This is a genomic window from Pontivivens nitratireducens, from assembly GCF_014235845.1.
Lineage (GTDB): Bacteria > Pseudomonadota > Alphaproteobacteria > Rhodobacterales > Rhodobacteraceae > Pontivivens > Pontivivens nitratireducens.
Map to the genome: position 1 here is coordinate 441,235 of NZ_JACJUQ010000001.1, position 17,833 is coordinate 459,067.

General features: G+C 60.9%; 24 protein-coding genes and 1 tRNA gene. 23 read left to right on the plus strand and 2 right to left on the minus strand.

Annotated elements, in window-relative coordinates:
- Window positions 1-9: 9 nt before the first annotated feature.
- From H1S03_RS02370 to H1S03_RS02445, 16 genes are all read left to right on the plus strand, one after another.
- A complete protein-coding gene (locus H1S03_RS02370; protein WP_185802965.1) occupies window positions 10-1,212 on the plus strand; it encodes a phage portal protein in 1,203 nt (400 codons plus the stop codon).
- Window positions 1,199-1,588, plus strand: coding sequence for a hypothetical protein (locus H1S03_RS02375; RefSeq protein ID WP_185802966.1), 390 nt, complete (start codon window positions 1,199-1,201; stop codon window positions 1,586-1,588). Before H1S03_RS02370 ends, H1S03_RS02375 begins: the two co-directional genes overlap by 14 nt.
- Window positions 1,588-2,097 (plus strand): HK97 family phage prohead protease, encoded by a 510-nt coding sequence (locus H1S03_RS02380; RefSeq protein ID WP_185802967.1) that lies wholly within the window; start codon window positions 1,588-1,590, stop codon window positions 2,095-2,097. Before H1S03_RS02375 ends, H1S03_RS02380 begins: the two co-directional genes overlap by 1 nt.
- Window positions 2,094-3,263: a phage major capsid protein gene (locus tag H1S03_RS02385; protein ID WP_185802968.1), complete on the plus strand. Its 1,170-nt coding sequence runs from the start codon at window positions 2,094-2,096 to the stop codon at window positions 3,261-3,263. The genes H1S03_RS02380 and H1S03_RS02385 overlap by 4 nt, the downstream gene beginning before the upstream one ends.
- 14 nt (window positions 3,264-3,277) lie before the next feature.
- Window positions 3,278-3,658, plus strand: a complete 381-nt coding sequence (locus tag H1S03_RS02390; RefSeq protein WP_185802969.1) for a hypothetical protein — start codon at window positions 3,278-3,280, stop codon at window positions 3,656-3,658.
- Window positions 3,659-3,813: 155 nt separating this feature from the next.
- Window positions 3,814-4,014 carry an HNH endonuclease signature motif containing protein gene (locus H1S03_RS17430; protein ID WP_249777770.1) on the plus strand — a complete coding sequence of 67 codons (201 nt, stop codon included), beginning with the start codon at window positions 3,814-3,816 and terminating at the stop codon, window positions 4,012-4,014.
- Window positions 4,011-4,490, plus strand: a complete 480-nt coding sequence (locus H1S03_RS02400; protein ID WP_185802971.1) for a hypothetical protein — start codon at window positions 4,011-4,013, stop codon at window positions 4,488-4,490. Before H1S03_RS17430 ends, H1S03_RS02400 begins: the two co-directional genes overlap by 4 nt.
- Before the next feature lie 2 nt (window positions 4,491-4,492).
- On the plus strand, window positions 4,493-4,807 hold the full coding sequence (locus H1S03_RS02405) for a head-tail connector protein (protein WP_185802972.1): 315 nt from the start codon (window positions 4,493-4,495) through the stop codon (window positions 4,805-4,807).
- Complete coding sequence (locus H1S03_RS02410) at window positions 4,807-5,211, plus strand: HK97-gp10 family putative phage morphogenesis protein (protein WP_185802973.1); 405 nt, start codon at window positions 4,807-4,809, stop codon at window positions 5,209-5,211. Before H1S03_RS02405 ends, H1S03_RS02410 begins: the two co-directional genes overlap by 1 nt.
- On the plus strand, window positions 5,208-5,624 hold the full coding sequence (locus H1S03_RS02415; protein WP_185802974.1) for a DUF3168 domain-containing protein: 417 nt from the start codon (window positions 5,208-5,210) through the stop codon (window positions 5,622-5,624). Before H1S03_RS02410 ends, H1S03_RS02415 begins: the two co-directional genes overlap by 4 nt.
- Window positions 5,621-5,944, plus strand: coding sequence for a phage head closure protein (locus tag H1S03_RS02420; RefSeq protein WP_185802975.1), 324 nt, complete (start codon window positions 5,621-5,623; stop codon window positions 5,942-5,944). The genes H1S03_RS02415 and H1S03_RS02420 overlap by 4 nt, the downstream gene beginning before the upstream one ends.
- Window positions 5,944-6,333 (plus strand): phage terminase small subunit P27 family, encoded by a 390-nt coding sequence (locus tag H1S03_RS02425; protein WP_185802976.1) that lies wholly within the window; start codon window positions 5,944-5,946, stop codon window positions 6,331-6,333. Before H1S03_RS02420 ends, H1S03_RS02425 begins: the two co-directional genes overlap by 1 nt.
- Window positions 6,330-7,937, plus strand: coding sequence for a terminase large subunit (locus tag H1S03_RS02430; RefSeq protein WP_185802977.1), 1,608 nt, complete (start codon window positions 6,330-6,332; stop codon window positions 7,935-7,937). Before H1S03_RS02425 ends, H1S03_RS02430 begins: the two co-directional genes overlap by 4 nt.
- Window positions 7,938-7,946: 9 nt before the next feature.
- A complete protein-coding gene (locus H1S03_RS02435) occupies window positions 7,947-10,310 on the plus strand; it encodes a hypothetical protein (protein ID WP_185802978.1) in 2,364 nt (787 codons plus the stop codon).
- Between the two features lies 1 nt (window position 10,311).
- The gene (locus H1S03_RS02440) at window positions 10,312-10,671 is read left to right on the plus strand and encodes a hypothetical protein (protein WP_185802979.1); all 360 of its coding nucleotides are present in this window, start codon (window positions 10,312-10,314) and stop codon (window positions 10,669-10,671) included.
- Window positions 10,668-11,018: a phage tail assembly chaperone gene (locus tag H1S03_RS02445; RefSeq protein WP_185802980.1), complete on the plus strand. Its 351-nt coding sequence runs from the start codon at window positions 10,668-10,670 to the stop codon at window positions 11,016-11,018. The genes H1S03_RS02440 and H1S03_RS02445 overlap by 4 nt, the downstream gene beginning before the upstream one ends.
- Before the next feature lie 135 nt (window positions 11,019-11,153).
- On the opposite strand, the gene H1S03_RS02450 is transcribed toward H1S03_RS02445, so the two are convergent.
- On the minus strand, window positions 11,154-11,393 hold the full coding sequence (locus tag H1S03_RS02450; RefSeq protein WP_185802981.1) for a hypothetical protein: 240 nt from the start codon (window positions 11,391-11,393) through the stop codon (window positions 11,154-11,156).
- Window positions 11,394-12,064: 671 nt separating this feature from the next.
- Between H1S03_RS02450 and H1S03_RS02455 the strand changes: the two genes are divergently transcribed.
- The 4 genes from H1S03_RS02455 to H1S03_RS02470 all read left to right on the plus strand — a co-directional run bounded on the left by H1S03_RS02455 (window position 12,065) and on the right by H1S03_RS02470 (window position 14,362).
- Entirely contained in the window at window positions 12,065-12,448 is a 384-nt protein-coding gene (locus H1S03_RS02455; protein WP_185802982.1) for a hypothetical protein, read from the plus strand.
- 94 nt (window positions 12,449-12,542) lie between these two features.
- Window positions 12,543-13,133 carry a hypothetical protein gene (locus H1S03_RS02460; RefSeq protein WP_185802983.1) on the plus strand — a complete coding sequence of 197 codons (591 nt, stop codon included), beginning with the start codon at window positions 12,543-12,545 and terminating at the stop codon, window positions 13,131-13,133.
- Window positions 13,134-13,208: 75 nt separating this feature from the next.
- Window positions 13,209-13,355: a hypothetical protein gene (locus tag H1S03_RS02465; RefSeq protein ID WP_249777771.1), complete on the plus strand. Its 147-nt coding sequence runs from the start codon at window positions 13,209-13,211 to the stop codon at window positions 13,353-13,355.
- The gene (locus tag H1S03_RS02470) at window positions 13,349-14,362 is read left to right on the plus strand and encodes a tyrosine-type recombinase/integrase (RefSeq protein WP_185802985.1); all 1,014 of its coding nucleotides are present in this window, start codon (window positions 13,349-13,351) and stop codon (window positions 14,360-14,362) included. The genes H1S03_RS02465 and H1S03_RS02470 overlap by 7 nt, the downstream gene beginning before the upstream one ends.
- A gap of 89 nt (window positions 14,363-14,451) precedes the next feature.
- On the opposite strand, the gene H1S03_RS02475 is transcribed toward H1S03_RS02470, so the two are convergent.
- Window positions 14,452-14,525: transfer RNA gene (locus H1S03_RS02475), tRNA-Cys, on the minus strand.
- A 193-nt stretch (window positions 14,526-14,718) separates the two neighbouring features.
- Here H1S03_RS02475 and H1S03_RS02480 point away from each other — a divergent pair.
- The 3 genes from H1S03_RS02480 to H1S03_RS02490 all read left to right on the plus strand — a co-directional run bounded on the left by H1S03_RS02480 (window position 14,719) and on the right by H1S03_RS02490 (window position 17,795).
- The gene (locus tag H1S03_RS02480) at window positions 14,719-15,372 is read left to right on the plus strand and encodes a protein-L-isoaspartate O-methyltransferase family protein (RefSeq protein ID WP_185802986.1); all 654 of its coding nucleotides are present in this window, start codon (window positions 14,719-14,721) and stop codon (window positions 15,370-15,372) included.
- Between the two features lie 74 nt (window positions 15,373-15,446).
- Complete coding sequence (locus H1S03_RS02485) at window positions 15,447-16,862, plus strand: TolC family outer membrane protein (protein WP_185802987.1); 1,416 nt, start codon at window positions 15,447-15,449, stop codon at window positions 16,860-16,862.
- Between the two features lie 12 nt (window positions 16,863-16,874).
- The gene (locus tag H1S03_RS02490) at window positions 16,875-17,795 is read left to right on the plus strand and encodes a hypothetical protein (RefSeq protein ID WP_185802988.1); all 921 of its coding nucleotides are present in this window, start codon (window positions 16,875-16,877) and stop codon (window positions 17,793-17,795) included.
- The last annotated feature ends 38 nt before the right edge of the window (window positions 17,796-17,833 follow it).

Sequence of the window (17,833 nt, forward strand, 5' to 3'; positions counted from 1 at the left end):
ATTGAGGTCATGTTCAATTTGTTCCGAAAATCCCAATCAGCCCCTGTTCAGAAGGGCCTCGCCTCACCCGACGAGGACATGCTCGCCTTGTTCGGCCTGGTCCCGTCCAGCCCGGCGGGCATTACGATTTCATCCGACACGGCGCTGCGCGTTCCCGCTGTCGGGTCTGCCGTTCGGCTTATCTCCGAGGCGGCTGCGACCCTCGACATTGCGGTGAAGCGCAAGGCGGCGGATGGCACCGAAACGATAGAGGCGCATCCCGTTGCCGATCTGCTGCAAGGCGATGCGAACGATTGGACCGGCGGGTTCGAGATCATCCGCGATCTGGTGATCGACGCGCTGACTGACGACAAGGGCGGCATGGTCCACGTCAGTCGCGCGGGCGATGGACGGGTTCTGGAACTGGTCCGGTATCGCAATGGCGTGATCGACGTGCAGTTTGACGAGTCCACGGGAGAACCCTCGTACAAGATCAACGGGCGTCCTGAGCCTGCTGCAAATATCATTCACCTGCGAAGCCCGTTCGGGCGGTCTCCGCTGACCCTGTACCGTGATGCGATTGCCACGGCGGTCGCATTGGATCGTCACGCGGGACGTCTGTTCGGGCGCGGTGCGCGGCCTTCTGGCGTCCTGTCGTTTCCGAAGGGCATGGGTGAGGCTGCGGTGAAAGCGGCGCGCACGGCGTGGCGCGCCACGCAGGAGAGCGAAGGAGATAGCGGGCGCACCGCGATCCTGCACGACGGCGCCAGCTTCACGCCGCTCACCCTCGCCTCGACCGATGCGCAGTTCCTCGAAAACCGGCAATTCCAAATCCTCGAAGTGGCCCGCGCGTTCCGGGTTCCGCCGCCGATGCTGGCCGAGCTTGGACGTGCGACCTGGGCGAATGCTGAACAGCAAGGCTTGGAGTTCCTGAGCTATACGCTGGAACCTTGGCTGGTGGCTATCGAAGGGGCGTTGCGCCGGGGTCTGTTCCTCGAAGATGAGCGCGCCGATCTGGTGGTTCGCTTTGACCGGGACGATATCACCCGCGCCGATCTGGCGACCCGCGCCACGGTCATCAACAGCCTGATTTCATCCCGTGTGCTGAACCCGAACGAGGGGCGGCAATGGCTTGGCCTCGCACCCTATGCGGGCGGGGAAGCCTTCCTGAACCCGAATATCGCCACGCCGACCGACACGCCAGACGAGGTGCAGACAGATGCAATTGAATGACATTACCGCGCATAGCTTGGATCAGGAAAAGGGCCGCTGGTTCGATCTTGCCGAGCCGGTGGAAGGCAAGCCGAGCGGCATTCGCCTGCGCATCGCCGGTCCCGATTCTGAGACTCAGCACAAGAGCCGCCTGGCTCTCGCAGACGAGCTTGTTGAAATGGCCGACGAGAACGGGCGCGTCTCTGCCGAGGTCCGTGAACGGCTGCGCATCAAGTCCCTGGCGCGATGCGTTCTGGATTGGGAGATCGAGGAAGACGGCGCACCGGTCCCGTTCGGTCACGCCAATGTCGTACGCCTGCTGAACGCGGGTCTGTGGGTGCAGCAACAGGTTGACGCCTTCGCAGGTGAGCGTCCCCCGATGGTGGGGGCAGACTGATGCATCACGCTTTCCTCGAAACCAAATTCGCAACAAGCGACGACGGCGCGATTTCCGGCGTGGCGTGGAAGTTCTCGATGCCCGACCGGATCGGGGACGTGATCGGCAAGAGCGCCTTCGATGGTGTGGCCGTTCCCCTGCCGATGCTCTTTGGGCATGACGGCAACGACCCTATCGGCGTCTGGGAGAAGGCCGCACCGGAGGGGGACGAGCTGCGTCTGACGGGGCGTCTGCTGGTCAACGACGTTCCCCGCGCCCGTGAGGTTCACGCCCTGGTCAAAGCCGGTGCCGTTCGCGGCATATCCATCGGGTTTTCGATCAAGGGTGCCGAGCCGCGCAAAGGCGGGGGCCGCACCATCAAGAAGCTGGAACTTCTGGAAGCGTCCCTTGTCGTCATTCCGATGCACCCCGGCGCCCAAGTCTCATCCGCGAAATCAGCCGTCCGCGCGCTCCAACTGGCCGCTGCACTCAACCGCGCCACGGCGCAAATCTCGAAGGAACTGACATGACGAAGCACGACATGGGAGCGTTTCCCTTTATCGAGCGCAAAGGTGACGACGACGATGCCGACACCATCGTTCAGAAAGCGGTGGCCGATCTGGTCAAGCCGCTGACGGATGCGGTGAAGGGCGTGACCGACCGTCTGGACAAGATCGAAGGCGACGACACCGAAACGAAAACGGCGGGCCGTCTCGACAAGCTGGAAGCCAAGCTGAACCGCAAGGGCAGCGGCGATGCTGACAAGCCCGACGAGACCGAGGCGCGCAAGGCGTTCGCGGCCTATCTGGCGAAGGGCAACAACGCCCCGGTGGACGAGTTGAAAACGCTTGTTGTGTCCAGCGATCCGCAAGGCGGCTACCTCGCACCGGCTGAGATGAGCGCCGAGTTCATCCGTGAGCTGGTGGAATATTCGCCTATCCGTTCGGTTGCATCGGTTCGCACCACGGGAAGCCCTGCTGTCGATTACCCGGCCCGGACCGGCGGCACGGCGGCGAAGTGGAAAGGCGAGACGGAAGCGCAGGAAGGTTCGGAGCCGACGTTCGGGCAAAAGTCCATCGTGATCCACGAACTGAACACCTACGTCGATATCTCGAACCAGTTGCTCGCAGACAGCGCGGGCATGGCGGAGGCCGAAGTGCGTGGCGCGCTTGCCGAGGATTTCGGACAGAAGGAAGGGCAGGCGTTCCTCAATGGCGACGGTGCGAACAAGCCGCACGGCGTCATGCAGCACGCAGATATTGCTAAGACAGCAAACGGATCGACAACAGGCCTGCTTTCGGATGCCCTTATCACTTTGCTCTATGCGGTCCCTGCAACCTATCGGAACGTGGGGTCCTGGGCGATGAATGGCACTACGCTTTCTGCGATCCGTAAGATGAAAGACGGTGATGGTCGGTTCTTGTGGCAACCGTCTTATGCGGCTGGCCAGCCTGAAACCATTCTGGGCCGTCCCGTCGTGGAGATGATCGACATGCCCGATATCGGAGCGGGTGCGGAGCCGATCATCTACGGCGATTGGAGCGGCTACCGCATCGTGGATCGGCTCGCACTCTCGATCCTCTCCAACCCCTACCTGCTGGCCACGAACGGGATCACCCGCATTCACGCGACCCGGCGCACGGGCGGCGGTGTTCTGCAACCTGCGAAGTTCCGCAAACTCGCCATGACCGCGTAAGGGAGGATCAACCAATGCGTGACGCAATATCCAACATCGAAGCCAAAGCGGCAATTGCCCCGGCGGTGCATTCTGCGACTGTGAACGGGGCCGGGATCGACACGTTCGGTTGCAACCGGCTGGCATTCATCGTCGCCACTGGCGCAATCGTTTCGTCTGGCGACTTCACCGCATCGGTGCAGGAATCCGACGACGACGCGACCTATACCGACGCAGCGGCGGGGGTGATCGACACCGACGCCCCGGCCACCCTTGAAGCCAACTCCAACTACCGGATCGGCTATCGCGGGTTCAAGCGGTACGCGCGTCTCGTCCTGACGAAGAACGGTGGCACGTCCATCGGCGCAAGTGGAACGGCGATCAAGTCCGACCTCGCCACCCGGCCCGCGTCCTGATGCCCACGAAGCCGCCTCACATATGTGGCTGTGGATACCGCGTTGCCGCTGGCATCGCGTGTCCCTGTCAACGTGCGGCGGCTTTACGATCCAAGGCCAAGCATGACCGCAAGCGCCCGTCGTCATCGGCGCGGGGATACGGGCGGAAATGGGAGATGGCGCGCAAGGCGTACCTCTCTGCGCATCCGTTCTGCGTTCGGTGCGGCGGAACCGCGACGGTGGTGGATCACATCAAACCCCACAAGGGCGACCAATCGCTTTTCTGGGATCAATCCAATTGGCAGGCGCTTTGCGCGCACGACCATAACAGCGCGAAGCAGTCCGAGGACCGACGCGCCGAAAGGACAACACCATGACTATTTTCGCAGCGGCGGGAGCCAAGCTCTACATCGGCAGCGTCATTGAAACCGACGCCCTGCTGACCGAGGCCAGTTTTACGGACGAGGTGTGGGTGGAGGTGAAGGAGTTGAAGGGGCTGGGGACGTTCGGAAGTTCCCCGGCTGAAATCGACCGCACCGTGCTCAGTTCGCCGGTCATGCAGCGCATGAAGGGCCTGACCGACAACGGCACCTTCGAAACGGTCTGCAATCTCGATACATCCGATCCTGGCCAGCTCGCCCTTTACGCAGCTTTGCAGGCGGATACCGATTATGCATTCCGCATCCTGTTCCCTGACGCACCAACCGGTGGCACCGGCTCCGAGCGTCTATTCGGTGCAACTGTGGGGGCCGTTACCGAGACCGTGGACGAGGTGAACAACCTGACGCTGCTGAACGGCAGTCTGTGGGTGAACTCCAATTTCGTGCGCGTAGCGGCGGTTGAGGCGGTTTAAGCATGTCGATGGTGACAGTTGACCAGCTCGAAGCGCACCTGAACCTGACGGGTGACGAGGACGAGGACGCAACCGTGCTGGCACAAGTGCTGAACGCGGCTGAGGGTCACGTTGAACGGCTGCTGGGCTTCACCTTCGCGGATACCTATGGCGGCGATGGGCAGGACGACTTGCCCGCGCCACTCGTCCAAGCGGTCCTGATGCTGGCGGCATGGTGGCATGACCAGCGCGAAGCGGCGGTTAGCGGCGTGACCGTCACAACCGTGCCGTTCGGCGTGTCCGAGATCATCACTGAATACCGGGGGTTCACGTTCTAATGGGCCGGGGCCTCGCATCATATCAGCGCCGAATGCGCGCGATCCGGGTGAACGGGTCTAAGTCGGTGCAGCCCGCTTTGCTCAAGGGTGCGCAGGATATTGCGGACACCATCGAAGCACTCACCCCGGAGGACACCGGCGATTTGAAGAACTCCGTCACGGTCACGCGACCGGGCGGGGTGACGCCACCCTATTCGCAGCCCGGCGGGCAGACCGCCCTTGCTCCAAATCAGGCGGCGGTGACTGTCGGCAGTTCCGACGTTCGCTATCCGCACCTTGTCGAATACGGCACCGCGACCTCGCCAGCGCAGCCGTTCTTCTGGCCGGGTTATCGACTGTCTCGTGCCAAGGCTATGAGGCGCATCAAAGCAGCCATAGGCAAGGCCGTGAGGGACACCCGATGATCGGCCCGGACCTGACATTGCAAAAGGCCCTGCGCGTCGTTCTGGCCGCGTCTGAGGGCGTCACTGACCTTGTACCTGCGGCCTCGATACTGGACCGCAACCAGCGCCCCGCACCGCGCCCCTCGATCATCATGGGAGAGACGGACCTGCGCGTTCTGTCCAGCTTTGACCGATCGGTGTGGAGCGTGTCGCACACTCTACACGTCTGGACGCGCGAACCCTCGACCGAGCAGGCCAAGCGCATCCTTTCCGCAATCTCGCAGGCCGTGCGCAGTGAGCGCCCCAACCTCGATGCAGGCTATAGCCTTGCCGACTGGCGTATAGAACTCGTTCGCGCCCTGCGAGACCCTGATGGCGAAACCACGCATGGCGTTCTGACCATCATGGCGACGGTGCAGGAGGTGATGCCATGAAGTCGGGGAAACTTCGCTACACCATCACAATCCAGCGCAGCACGTTCACGACAAACGAATATGGCACCCCCGGTTATACCTGGGCAGACCTTGCACGGCTCCGCGCCGAACAGGTGGAGCGCAGCACGACCGAGTTTCTCAAGGCCGGGGCTGACGATCTGGAAAGCGTGGTGTTCCGCACCCGCTACCGTGACGACGTGAAGACCGCCGACCGGGTGAAGTGTCGGGGCAGCTTTTTCAACATCCGAGAGATTGCCGAGATCGGACACCGGGACGGCATGGAATTGCGCTGCGACCGGCATGATGGGGAGGGTGATTGATGAAGGGTCGCAAGCCCCCACTGCATATCGCCGGGGACGAATTGGAAGGCGCAACCGTGCCTGACTGGTTCTCGGAAGACGCCGCGCGCGAATGGGTTCGGGTGGTTCCCGTCTTGTCAGAACGAAAGATCCTCACGGAGGCCGACATGGGCTGTCTGGAAGCCTATTGCGTGGCCACCGGCACCGTTCGGGAAATGGAGCGGATGCTGCAAATGGACGGTCACGTCTTGAATGAGAAGGGGGCGCTCAAGAAGCATCCTGCCGTCGCTATTCAGGCTGACGCGATGAACCGCGCCCGGATGCTCGCATCTGAACTGGGCCTCACGCCGGTTTCGCGTTCCCGCCCGAAAGTCTCTGAGCAACTGGATATGGATGAGCTTCTCGAATGATTGTGCCTGACTGGATAGATGACGGATCAGAGATCGAGGACACGTTCGGCAACGGCGAACGTGCGGTCACATGGTTGCGCAAGCTCAAGCACCCCAAGAACCCGGCGCTCGGTCATCCGTTCCAGCTCGACCCTTGGCAAGAGCGGATCGTCCGTCGCATCTATGGCCCGCGCCACCCTGACGGCACGCGCGTGGTGCGGCGGGTGGTGCTGTTGTTGCCACGGGGGAACCGCAAGACCAGCCTCGCGGCGGCGCTGACCCTTTTACATCTGATGGGACCGGAACGGCAGGCCGGGGGGTTGATCGTGTCCGCCGCCTCCGCGCACGAGCAGGCGCGCGAGCTGTACGAGGAAGCGGCGGGCATCGTCCAGGGCGATCCGCGAATGCGCAAGCATCTGTCAGTTCTCGACTACAAGTCACGCATCAGCTTCGGAGCCGAACGAACCCGCTACGTGGCCGTCGCGTCGGACGGTAAAGTTCTGCACGGCAAGACCCCCAATGTCGTGATTGCGGACGAGCTGCACGCATGGGAAGGCCGGGCAGGCCTGCGGCAATGGGAGGCGCTCGACAGTGCGCTTGTGAAGATCCCCGGTACGTTGATGATTATCGCCAGCACCGCCGGGCGCGGGCAGGAGAACCTTGCGTGGGAGCAAGTGAACTATGCCGTGCGAGTCCAGAAAGGCGAGATCGAGGACCCGGCCACGTTGCCCGTCATATTCATGGCAGAGGCAGAAGACGATTGGCTGGACGAGGCGCTGTGGACTGCGGTCAATCCGGGGCTGAAGCACGGCTACCCTGACATAATGGGCTTTCGCGACAAGGCCGCGAAGGCAGCGCATTCCGCATTCGAGCGTGATGCTTTCAAGCAGTTGAACCTTAATCAGTGGTTGGACGCCAGCACGTCGCCGTTCGTGGATATGCACGTTTATGACCAAGGTGCGTTGCCTGTCGATCTGGACGAGTTGGAGCTTGTGCAATCGCCCTGCTGGCTTGGCGTGGACTTGTCTAAGAACGAGGACTTAACCGTTGTCGTGGCCTGCTGGGAGGACGGCGGTGGTGGCTATCAGGTGCGCCCGTGGTTCTTCTGTCCCGAGGACAATCTGCGCAATCGGGGCGATCACCACGGCGTCGATTACCTTACATGGGCAGAAGAAGATTTCATCATCCCGACCCCCGGCAACGTGGTGGATTTTCGGTTCGTGGCCGATCATATCCGCGAACTTTGCGCACGGTTCAACGTCCGCGAAGCCGCCTTCGATCCGCACATGGGACGGCACATGATGGCCGAACTTGGCGAAGAGGGCTTGCCCGTTGTCGAGTTCCGGCAGGGATGGGTGACGATGGCACCGGCAGTCAAGGAACTGGAACGCGCGATCATTGCCGGCCGGTTCATTCATGGCGGCAACCCAGTGTTGCGGTGGAACTTCGAGAACATTCAGCTCCAAACCGATGCGGCGGGCAACGCCTCATTCCATAAGGGCAAATCCGGAAACAAGATCGATGGAGCCGTTGCGGCTGCGATGGCCGTGGCGCGGTGCGCCGAAGGAGAAGGCCAGTTCATCAGCGATCAGGACTGGTTCACCGAAGATATGTGGACCGCATAGGAGGCGAATATGAATGCTGACGAACAGCTTGTCGTAATGCTGGAAGCCCGTGTTCGGGACTTTGAAAAGAAGATGCTCGCAGCCGAAAAGCGCGGCACCCGGACCTATCGCAACCTTGAACGTGGGTCTGGGCGCGCCACCCGTCAGATGGAGACGGACATGAACCGCGCGGCGTTGCGGACAAACACGGCGCTCACCTCGATTTCTTCGCGTGTGGGGGCCGTAGGGCAGGCGCTGGGGCGTGGTGGTCCAATGGCGGCGGGCTTTGCTGCTGTGGCTGCTGCTGCGGCTGTGGTGGACCGCACGGTGCGCTCTGTCGCCACGCTGGGGGATGAGGCACGGCGGGCCGGGGTAAGCATCCAGTCGTTTCAGGAACTCAAATTCGTTGCGGATCAGAACCGGATTCAGGTGGATCAGCTTGTTGATGGATTGAAGGAACTGAGCCTGCGCGCGGACGAGTTCATTGTGACCGGGGCGGGACCGGGGGCAGAAGCCTTCGCACGGCTTGGTCTGAGTGCAGCCGATCTATCGCGCGGCCTCGAAGACCCTGCGGACCTGATGTTGACCATTATCGGACGGCTTGAAGACCTGGACGACGCGGCGCGCATTCGCATTTCTGACGAGGTATTCGGGGGGTCGGCTGGTGAACGGTTCGTGGAACTTGTCGGGCGTGGTGAGTATGCCTTGCGAGAGACTGCGCAGCGGGCGCATGAAGTCGGTGCGGTTCTCGAAGATGATGTAATCCGGCGGGCGCAAGAGATCGACGCGAAGTTCTCGGAACTCAAGGCAACTGCCACGACGACATTCAAGGCGATGGTGGTGGGGATTGCCGAGTTCGGCGTTGCCGTTGCGGAGCAGAACGAAAAGCTCACAGACCTGTTCCGCACGATGGATCAGGCCGATGCGCTGCTGGGCGGGCGCATAGCTGATGCCCTCGAAGAAGATCAGGACGCGCTGAACACCCATGCCGACACCATCCGGCAAATCATCGCGATCTACAGCACCCTGGGCGAACGCGGGGATCAACTGGCGTCCAGCCTTTATCTGCCCATTCAACAGCTTCGCGCTTATGGTGAGACGGGCGCGGCGGATGCGCTGATGAGCGTAGCCGAGCAAATGCGGCAATTGACGACCGACGTGCGAAACGGCGAAGTCGATGCCGAAACCTTTGAGAACCGTCTATCCACTCTGAGCGAAGAAGCGCGGACGGCGTTCACCACCTTGGAAACTATCGACGCAGTGGAGTTTGGCGGCGTCCTGTCGCAGGTGTCCGGTCTGGTGGATTGGCTTGGCACGGCGATTGCACGGGCACGGGAATTGCGCGCGTCTCTGCCCGGTTCGGATGGCGACGGCACCACGTCTGGCGATGGCCGGACTTATGGCGATCTGCCCAACGCCCCGCCGATGCCGTCCAGATTCGCCCCGCGCACGTCCAGCGCCCCGCCGCCGCGTCCTGATAATCTGCAACCTACACCGGGTTCAGGCGGTGGCGGTGGATCGTCCGCACAAGAGCGCCTGACAGCGTACGAGCAAGCTGTGGAAAGTGTCACCCGCCGCGTCCGGCTTCTGAAGGCGGAAGCGGCGGGCCTGACGGCTGTCATGCAATCGGGGGAAGACGTCGGTGATGCCTTTGAATATGCGCGGACCCGTGCCGAACTGCTGGTCGATGCTATAGAAGACGGGCGCGACATCACGCCGGAACTGCAAGCGGAGATTGATGGCCTCGCCGCATCCTTGTCGGGGGTCTCGCAGGGCGCCGATATGGCAGCAGATGAGATGCGAGAGGTGATTGCGCTGGCCGATGAGATGGAGGACGCGGCTATCGCCGGTGCAAAGAAAATGGCAAGCCTGTTCACCGGGATCGTAACGGGCAGCCTGACGGCGGAAGAGGCTTTGGAGAAGCTGCTTTTGCAGATCCTCGAAGTCCAGATGGAGAAATTATTAGTCAATCTTGCTGTGAGCGAGCGCGCCGCAGGTGGTGGCGTCTTTTCAACACTTGGGGGGCTGCTGGGCTTCTCGTCTGGTGGGTACACCGGCAACGGCGGGGTTGGTGACGTCGCGGGCGTGGTTCACGGCAAGGAGTTCGTTGTGAACGCGGCGGCGACGCGCCAGCCGGGGGTGCGGTCGATGCTGGAAGGGATCAACGCCGGCCGGATGCCTACATCGAACAGCGGCGCAGATGTAAATGTTACGGTGCCGGTTTCGCTGACCGTGCATTCCGGTGCGCGGGAGGAGCGCGTGGAGAGTTCCGGCAATGGACGTGAGATCGATCTGTATATCACCGGTGTTGTAAAGCGCGGGTTCCAGAAAGGCGATTTCCGCAAAGAGCTTGCGACCTTTGGCGTACGCAAACAAGCCGTTGGAGGGGCCTGATATGTCGATTAGCTGGCCTTCCTCACTGCCGCTCCCGTTCGAGATATCCCAGTTTTCTGAAACGGGACCGACCGCAATTCGCCGCACTCAGATGGACGCGGGACCGGCAAAGCAAAGGCGAGTCTCTACCGCGGCGCCTGAAATGTTCACGTTGAAATTCACCGCGCGAAACCCTGCGATGCGGGCTGACTTTATCGCTTGGTACAAAGTCGCTTTGATGCACGGCGCTTTGTCGTTCGAGATGATCCACCCCACTGATGCCGTTTTGCGCACCTGGCGGTTTACGGATCGGCCTTACTCCATTCGAGGTCTGGGCCGGGGCATCTTTGTTGTCGTCTTTGACCTGGAGCTAAAGCCATGATGACCCGCGCGTATACCCGGTTCATTGACCGCATGGCCTCTGCGATCGAGGTGACGGTGAAGACCGGCAATGCTCCCCGGTTGCCTGATGGCGGCGTCTTCTTCTGGGAGGCGTTCAGCGCCCTCTCACAGAGCCGCCAGCATGGGCCGGGGGGTTTGCAGCCGATCACATGGGCAGACCTCTCAGCGTGGCAAGCTGTATCCGGTGTGCACCTCGAAGCCCGGCACCTCGCAGTGATCCGCGCAATGGATGCGGCGTTGCTGCGAGCTGCAAGGGCTAACCAGGCCGGACCCGGCGCTATAGCGGATGCGCCCATCAGCGCAGGATTATTCGACGCGATCATGTGAACAGAATAGCGGTTGCGCGCTGGCTCATGGGTACGAGCCGATCCGCACGGTATAGACGGAGAGTCACGTTAGAACCCCGTCACTGCGCGGCCCCGGAACTCCTCCGGGGCGCGGCGCAGACAGTTTTGACATAAGCTAGCTCGAAGAAATTGATTTCTCTACGTTGTCCTGAAGCGTTTGGTAGTAAGCCATCTGCCCTGCTTCATCGATAAGCGAATAAAAAAGAGGCGAAGCCAGGTTGATGACCTCGCATCCGTTTACCTCGACTAGATTGCCGTCACGGCCAGTTACAGTCACGCTGATTGCCCCTTTATCATAGCCGTCAGGCCCTAACTCCAACATGGTAAGAGTGTATTTTTTCCCGATCTCGATCATTTTTAACTCCTCATTTAATCAGCCTGCGGCACTACCGTAGTTACCTGAGATGAAGTCCACGCCAGCCTTTTGCAATGCTTTTGCGGCAATGCTAGCTACCGCCATTGCGCGGATCATCTTAGGCTGGTTGCTAAACATCTTCATCGGTCCGCTAGTCTAGGATGCCCTCGTTCTGCGAGCACTTTGTGCAGCGCGAATGCGTCCCCTGAATCGTCCAGACCCGACCCCCATCATCAATAGCCTCTTTGCCACAATCGCAACATTCGGCGTTCGGCTGGTATGCGGCCAATTTTGATGCGGACACTCTCTGCACAGAAATTCGAGGCATCTTAACAAACTCCTTCACGGCAAATGAATAGCACAAGCTCCCCTAAAGGGGTGGCTTGATTTAATATCTGTCATGATGCTAACTCATCCGTGGGCGTAGCAACCCGGACCAGTGATAGCCGCATACCTTTGGTTAAGGTCATCCCTTTGGCGAGGGCTGTGCGGCAACGTGACGATGGCTTGGCGGTCATCCGTCTGCCGGCATCTTATGTCGGGGCGGAGACGCCATGCAAGAGCCGTAAGGCAAAAACGTCTCGCCTGTCTCACTGGCAGGTTGCTAACGCCCCGGCACCCGGACGCACCGGGCGATGGCCGTAGCAAGCCAAAAACCAGTGAGAACCAAAATGACCCATCAAATGACCCGCCGCGCCTTTGCCGCATCCAGTGCCCTGGTTGCCTGCATGGGCACCCCTGCGCACTCCGAAGCCGCTGACCCAATCAATCCCATTACCGCCTTGGCGCACGAATGGCTGGCCGAGCGCGAACGCATCAATAACGAGTCTGCTGAGGCCGATTGGTCAGACGATAAATTAGAACATGAATGCCGCCACTATGACCGGATGACGGATGAGATCGCCAAAATGCCTGCGACTGACGTGCAGACGTTGGCGCTGAAATTCATCGTTGAAATACACTTTGGGGATTTTGAACCGGGCCGAGATTTCATCATCGAGGCGTGTGGTCTGGCAGGGTTCACGCCTCTGCAAGCCGAAAGTCATGTTCGGTAGTTTAGCTTTCAAATTTAACACCCTTAAAGAGTGCACCCTATTGCCGTGCTTAAATCTTTCTGGCAGAGTGCACTCAGAAAAGGGAGACTTTATTATGAAACGCAAAGCGCTGCTTGAGATTGCTGGGTGCACGGTGAAGATGTTCGAATCATACACGGCTCGCGGCTTTCTGCCGTTCGAGATCCAAGATCGCTGGACAGATTACGATTTGAGCGATGCGGTTCGGCTGGCCGTGATGGTTGAAGCGGCAAAGGTTTGTGATGTTGCGGGGGCTTCCCAAATCGCGGGTAATTTGAACTCGGCACTCGATGGGATCGACCCGCTGTTCGTTATGGAAGAGTCCGTCTTCGTGGCTCTTGTGAAATATGATTGGTCGGAAGCCCCTGCGGCAGATTGGAAGGGCCGCACAATCGTCGGGGGGCGTTGGGCCGATCTGAATGCCAAGGCAACCGCGTTCGTTTCCAGCTTCGACGGCAAGGGTTCGTTGCGGTCGATCTATGCCGTGAACGTTTCCGAGATTGCATCGAAGACCTTTGAGGCCGGGCGTGAATTGGGCGTGCTGGATTTTTCCGATCTGCCGAACTGTCCCCGCGACCTGACCGGTTTCCCCGATTGGTTTGCAGAGAATGAACGTGCTCGCCGGAAGGTTATGAGCGCTGCTTCACCGTCCTACGTTTCGGACTGAAAAACGAGCAAATCAATGGCACCCCGTCTTACACCTCTCTTTGCCAATGACCGCAACGCTTCCGCGTTACTGGACATGAAGCCTACGGAGTTTCGCAAGCTGGTGGATGATGGGGTGTTGCCGAAGCCAACAAAAATCGGTGGCTTCGAGAGGTGGGACGTAGAGCAACTACAATGCATCGCGCGCGGTGATGCGGTCGATGGCGGACCTATCGCATGGTGAAGAAAAAGCTCCTGTGGCAGCATAAATCTGGCCGGTGGTATGTTCGCAAGACGATCAACGGCAAGATGACCTATTTGGGCCGGATCAAAGCCGAGGAAGGCACCGCCGAATTTGACCAGCAATATTGGGAGATAGTGAGCGGCAAGTCTGCTGCCGCTAAGACCTCCTGGGGGGCCTTGATCGACGCCATGCGTGAGACGGACAAGTGGGAGAGCTTTTCACCCCGGTATCGCAGAGATCTTGAGCCAGTATTCGAATACTTGAGAGGCAAGATTGGTCAAGCCGATGTCGCACGTCTTACCCCTGCCGATATTTACGATGCGATGGACGCCAATAAGCATCGTGTCAGGTTTGCAAACTACATTCCTACTGCGGTTTCCATGCTGGCAAAGCTGGCGGTCAAGAAACGCTGGCGCAAAGATAACCCCTTTCTCAAGATGGACTTGCTCAAAGTTCCGACGGCGCGTCAGAAGCCGCACCTTCCGTGGGCAGATTGGGCCGTGGAGAAGATGCGAGCCGAGGGGGAAGCCTTGCCGCTGTTGATCTTTGAAATCGGTGTGGGCAGCGTTCAGCGTCCTGGCGATTGGGTGGATTTCCAGTGGGGCGACTATGACGGCGACACCCTCAAGTTGCGCCAGAACAAGACAGACAAGCCGTTGCACCTTCCATGCACTGAGACGCTCAAGGCCGCGTTGAACCGTGCCAAGGCCGATCTGGGGTTCGCCCCGCACCCGTCGCGGCATATCCTGACGCGCGGTGATGGTTCTGCGATGGACTATCACGCGATGGCCCGCGTCATGGTGCGCGAGCGTAAGCGGCTGGGCCTGATGGCATATGACCAACATGCGCTGCGCTATCGCGGTGTGATGGAATTGGCGTGGGCGGGCTGCACTGACGACGAAATCGCCAGCTTTAGCGGACACACCTCGAAGGCAATGATTATCAAATATGCAGGGGAGGCGAGGCAAATTATGCGGGCGCGTCAAGCTGCTGCAAAGCGACGGTAGTGCGTCGGACAGAACGAGACCAGAACGTGAAACTGATACCAGAGGTGATACCCCAATGAGCCGCTACATTGCTAACCCATTGATTTTGTTGGAGGCGAGTACCGGAATCGAACCGGTGTACACGGATTTGCAATCCGCTGCGTCACCACTCCGCCAACTCGCCTCAAAGCCTTGTGGTGCTGGGCTGATAGCGTGGTGCGTGGGGCTGTGCAAGTGCATTGTTACGGCTGGTGTTCCGGCGTATTGCTTGTGGTGCGTTCTCAGGAAGTCTTGAGGGTTCTTGAGCCGTTGCCCACGACGCCGCGCTGTGGCACATCGTGGAGCAGACATATGCCGCTCGCAAGGACACCCAGCTCATGACCGATTTCAAGTCCGCCCGCACCGCCATGGTCGATTGCCAGATCCGACCTTCCGAAGTGACGCGCTACCCGATTATTCAGGCCATGCTGACCGTGCCGAGAGAGCAGTACCTGCCGAGCGAGGCGCAAGCCATCGCCTATATGGGGGAGCATGTGGACATCGGTGGCGGTCGTGTCTGTCTGGACCCGCGCGTGCTGGCCAAGCTGATAGACGCGCTGGCGATTCAGCCCGATGACCTCGTTCTGGATATCGGCTGCGGGCTGGGCTATTCTACCGCGATCATCGCCAATATTGCGGAGGCGGTCGTCGCGCTGGAGGAAGACGAGGCGCTGGCCGAGGAAGCCGCCGCTACGTTGAGCGCGCAGGGCGTGGACAACGCCGTGGTCGAGAAAGGGCCGCTGGTGGGTGGAGCGCCGTCCCATGGGCCCTATGACGTGATCATTATCCAGGGCGGGATAGAGGCATTGCCCGACGCGATTGCGGATCAGTTGCGCCCCGACGGTCGCATCGCAGTGATCGAGATGATGGGGCCACTGGGAGTGGCGCAGTTGGGCGTGAAGGGTGCGAACGGCATCAGCTGGCGGCGCAGCTTTGATGCAACGGCTCCGATCCTTCCGGGCTTCGCAGCCGAAAAAGCGTTTGTGTTCTGACCGGGGCTGCGGTTGACTCGAATTTAAGTGACCCGGGATCACCAAACCCGACAGGACAGTATAAGGATATTGCGATGAAGCGTATTGCTGGGCGGCTCGCCTCGACTCTTTCGGTTATGGCGCTGACGGTCGGTGCGTTCGGCACTTTCAGTGCCGTTCAGGCGGAAACGCTGACCGACGCATTGGTTCAGGCCTACAACAACTCTCCGACGCTGGATGTGGCGCGGGCCGGATTGCGGGCCACCGACGAAAGGGTTCCGCAGGCGCGGGCCGGATTGCGGCCCAGCGTGTCAGCCACGGCGCGGGCGACAGTGGCCACGAGCAATGACCGCTTTTTCGGCGGCAGGGACGACCTCGCCGATAGTGAGACGGTGGGCCTCAACGGCAGCTGGACGATCTTTGACGGCGGGCAGACCGCTGCCGCAGTCGATGCAGCGCTTGCCACGGTCAGCAGTGCGCGTGCGCAACTTACCGTGCAGGAGCAGAGCGTACTGCTCGACACCGTGACCGCCTATCTGAATGTGCGACGCGATCTGCAATTCGTGTCCCTGGCCCAGAACAACGTGCGGGTCATCTCCCGCCAGCTTCAGGCGGCCTCGGATCGGTTCGAGGTGGGCGAAGTCACCCGTACCGATGTCAGTCAGGCGCGGGCCCGGCTGGCTGCGGCGCAAACCAATCTTGTCTCGAACCAGGGCGCGCTGGAGCGGTCTCGCGATGCGTATACTGCGGTTGTCGGCGTGGCGCCGAGCAATCTGGCACCGCCCCCCACCTTGCCGGAACTCCCTTCAAGCGAGAGTGAGGCGCTGGCGATCGCAAATGCGAATCATCCCTTGCTGTTGGCCCGCCGGGCGCAGGTGCGGGCGGCGGAGTTCGCCGTCACACAGGCCCGTGCCAATTTCCGCCCGTCGGTCGAACTGAACGGCAACGTGTCCTACGGCAACACCTTTGACGATGTCGTTGGGGGCGGACAGGTCAGCAACAGATCGTCGCAGATCGGGGCCAGCGTCGTTATGCCGCTGTATCAGGGTGGCGCATTGTCCAGTGCCGTTCGCCAGCAGGTCGCGCAACTGGAACAGGCACAGGCGGAATTGAACGACACCGCCCGGCTGATACAGCAGCAGGTATCGGTCGCGTGGACGAATTTCGGGGTCGCCGGATCGCAGATTCGGTCGAGCCGCCAGCAGATCACTGCCGCGCGGGTCGCGTTCGAGGGGATCGTCGAGGAAGCCCGCTTGGGCGCGCGCACGACGCTGGACGTTCTAGATACCGAGCAGGACCTGCTCAACGCGCAGTCCGATCTGGTGTCAGCGCAGCGTGATGAGTATGTCGCGGCCTACACCTTGCTATCTGCGATGGGCTTGATGACGGTGGAACATCTGGGCTTGCCGGTGGACGCCTATGATCCGAACGTCTACTTTGAGGCTGTCGAAGACGGTCCCTTCGCGCCAAACCGTGGCGCCGTGCTCGACCGGGTTCTGGGACGCTATTAAGGAAATGTCGTGATGGGTAATGGTGAGGACGACGCAGGGCGTAGCGTCAAGGACGTGCTTGCCGCCATTCGTGCGCGCGTTCAGGCGGATGAGGCAGGGTTGTCGGCACGGCCCGATGACCGCACTCCGCCACTGCGTCTGGGTGAGGCGCAGCAGGTCGACGATTCCGATGCCGTGCAGCCCTTGCGCCGCGAACCGGACGCGCCCTTGCGGCTGGACACACCTGTTGACCAGCCGTCCGCTGTGCCACCGCTACAGCTGAAGACCCCGGTTCAGGACACCGCGCCACTGCGGCGCCGACCCTCGGCCCCCGCGACGGAGGTGCCCGAGGCTCCGCATATGCATGTGGAGGATGAGCCGGAGGGTGAAGCAGGCGATGGCACAGGCGCCACCATCACACCCCTGTTCGCCAGTCAGCCCGAAGCGATGACAATCGACGCGACCGAGGCGGAAAGAGCGACCTCCGAGGTGATCGAGGAGTTGCGCGATGAACCCCGGGTTGAATCGGTGGAACAGGTCGTAACACCGCAAGACGTTGGGCAAGACGATAGCCATTCCACACCAACCCAAGAGGAAAGAGCGGAGACCGGTCCGCCCAATGCCGCCGAATACGACGTCTGGTCACCGGCCCCGGATATGCCCCCCTCGGAATATGACGTCTGGAGCCCGGACCCCTTCGCCGAACCGCTGCCGGATCCGGTGGAGATTGCGGCCGCTTCCTCCTCCGAGACGGAGCTGGATGCCGAGGCGATACGCGCCATCGTGCGTGAGGAACTGTCAGGGCGACCAGATAGCAGCGATCTGCGCGATGAGATCCGCGCCATCGTGGCGGAAGAACTGGAATCCGCGCTTGGCCCGGACTTCCCTCGGTCCCTGCGAAAATCCCTGCGCAAGGATATCGTGCGCGCCTTGAAGGAACGCGGCCTGAACTGACCGCTTCCCCTCCGCCGCCGTGCCGGTTAAACCGCATC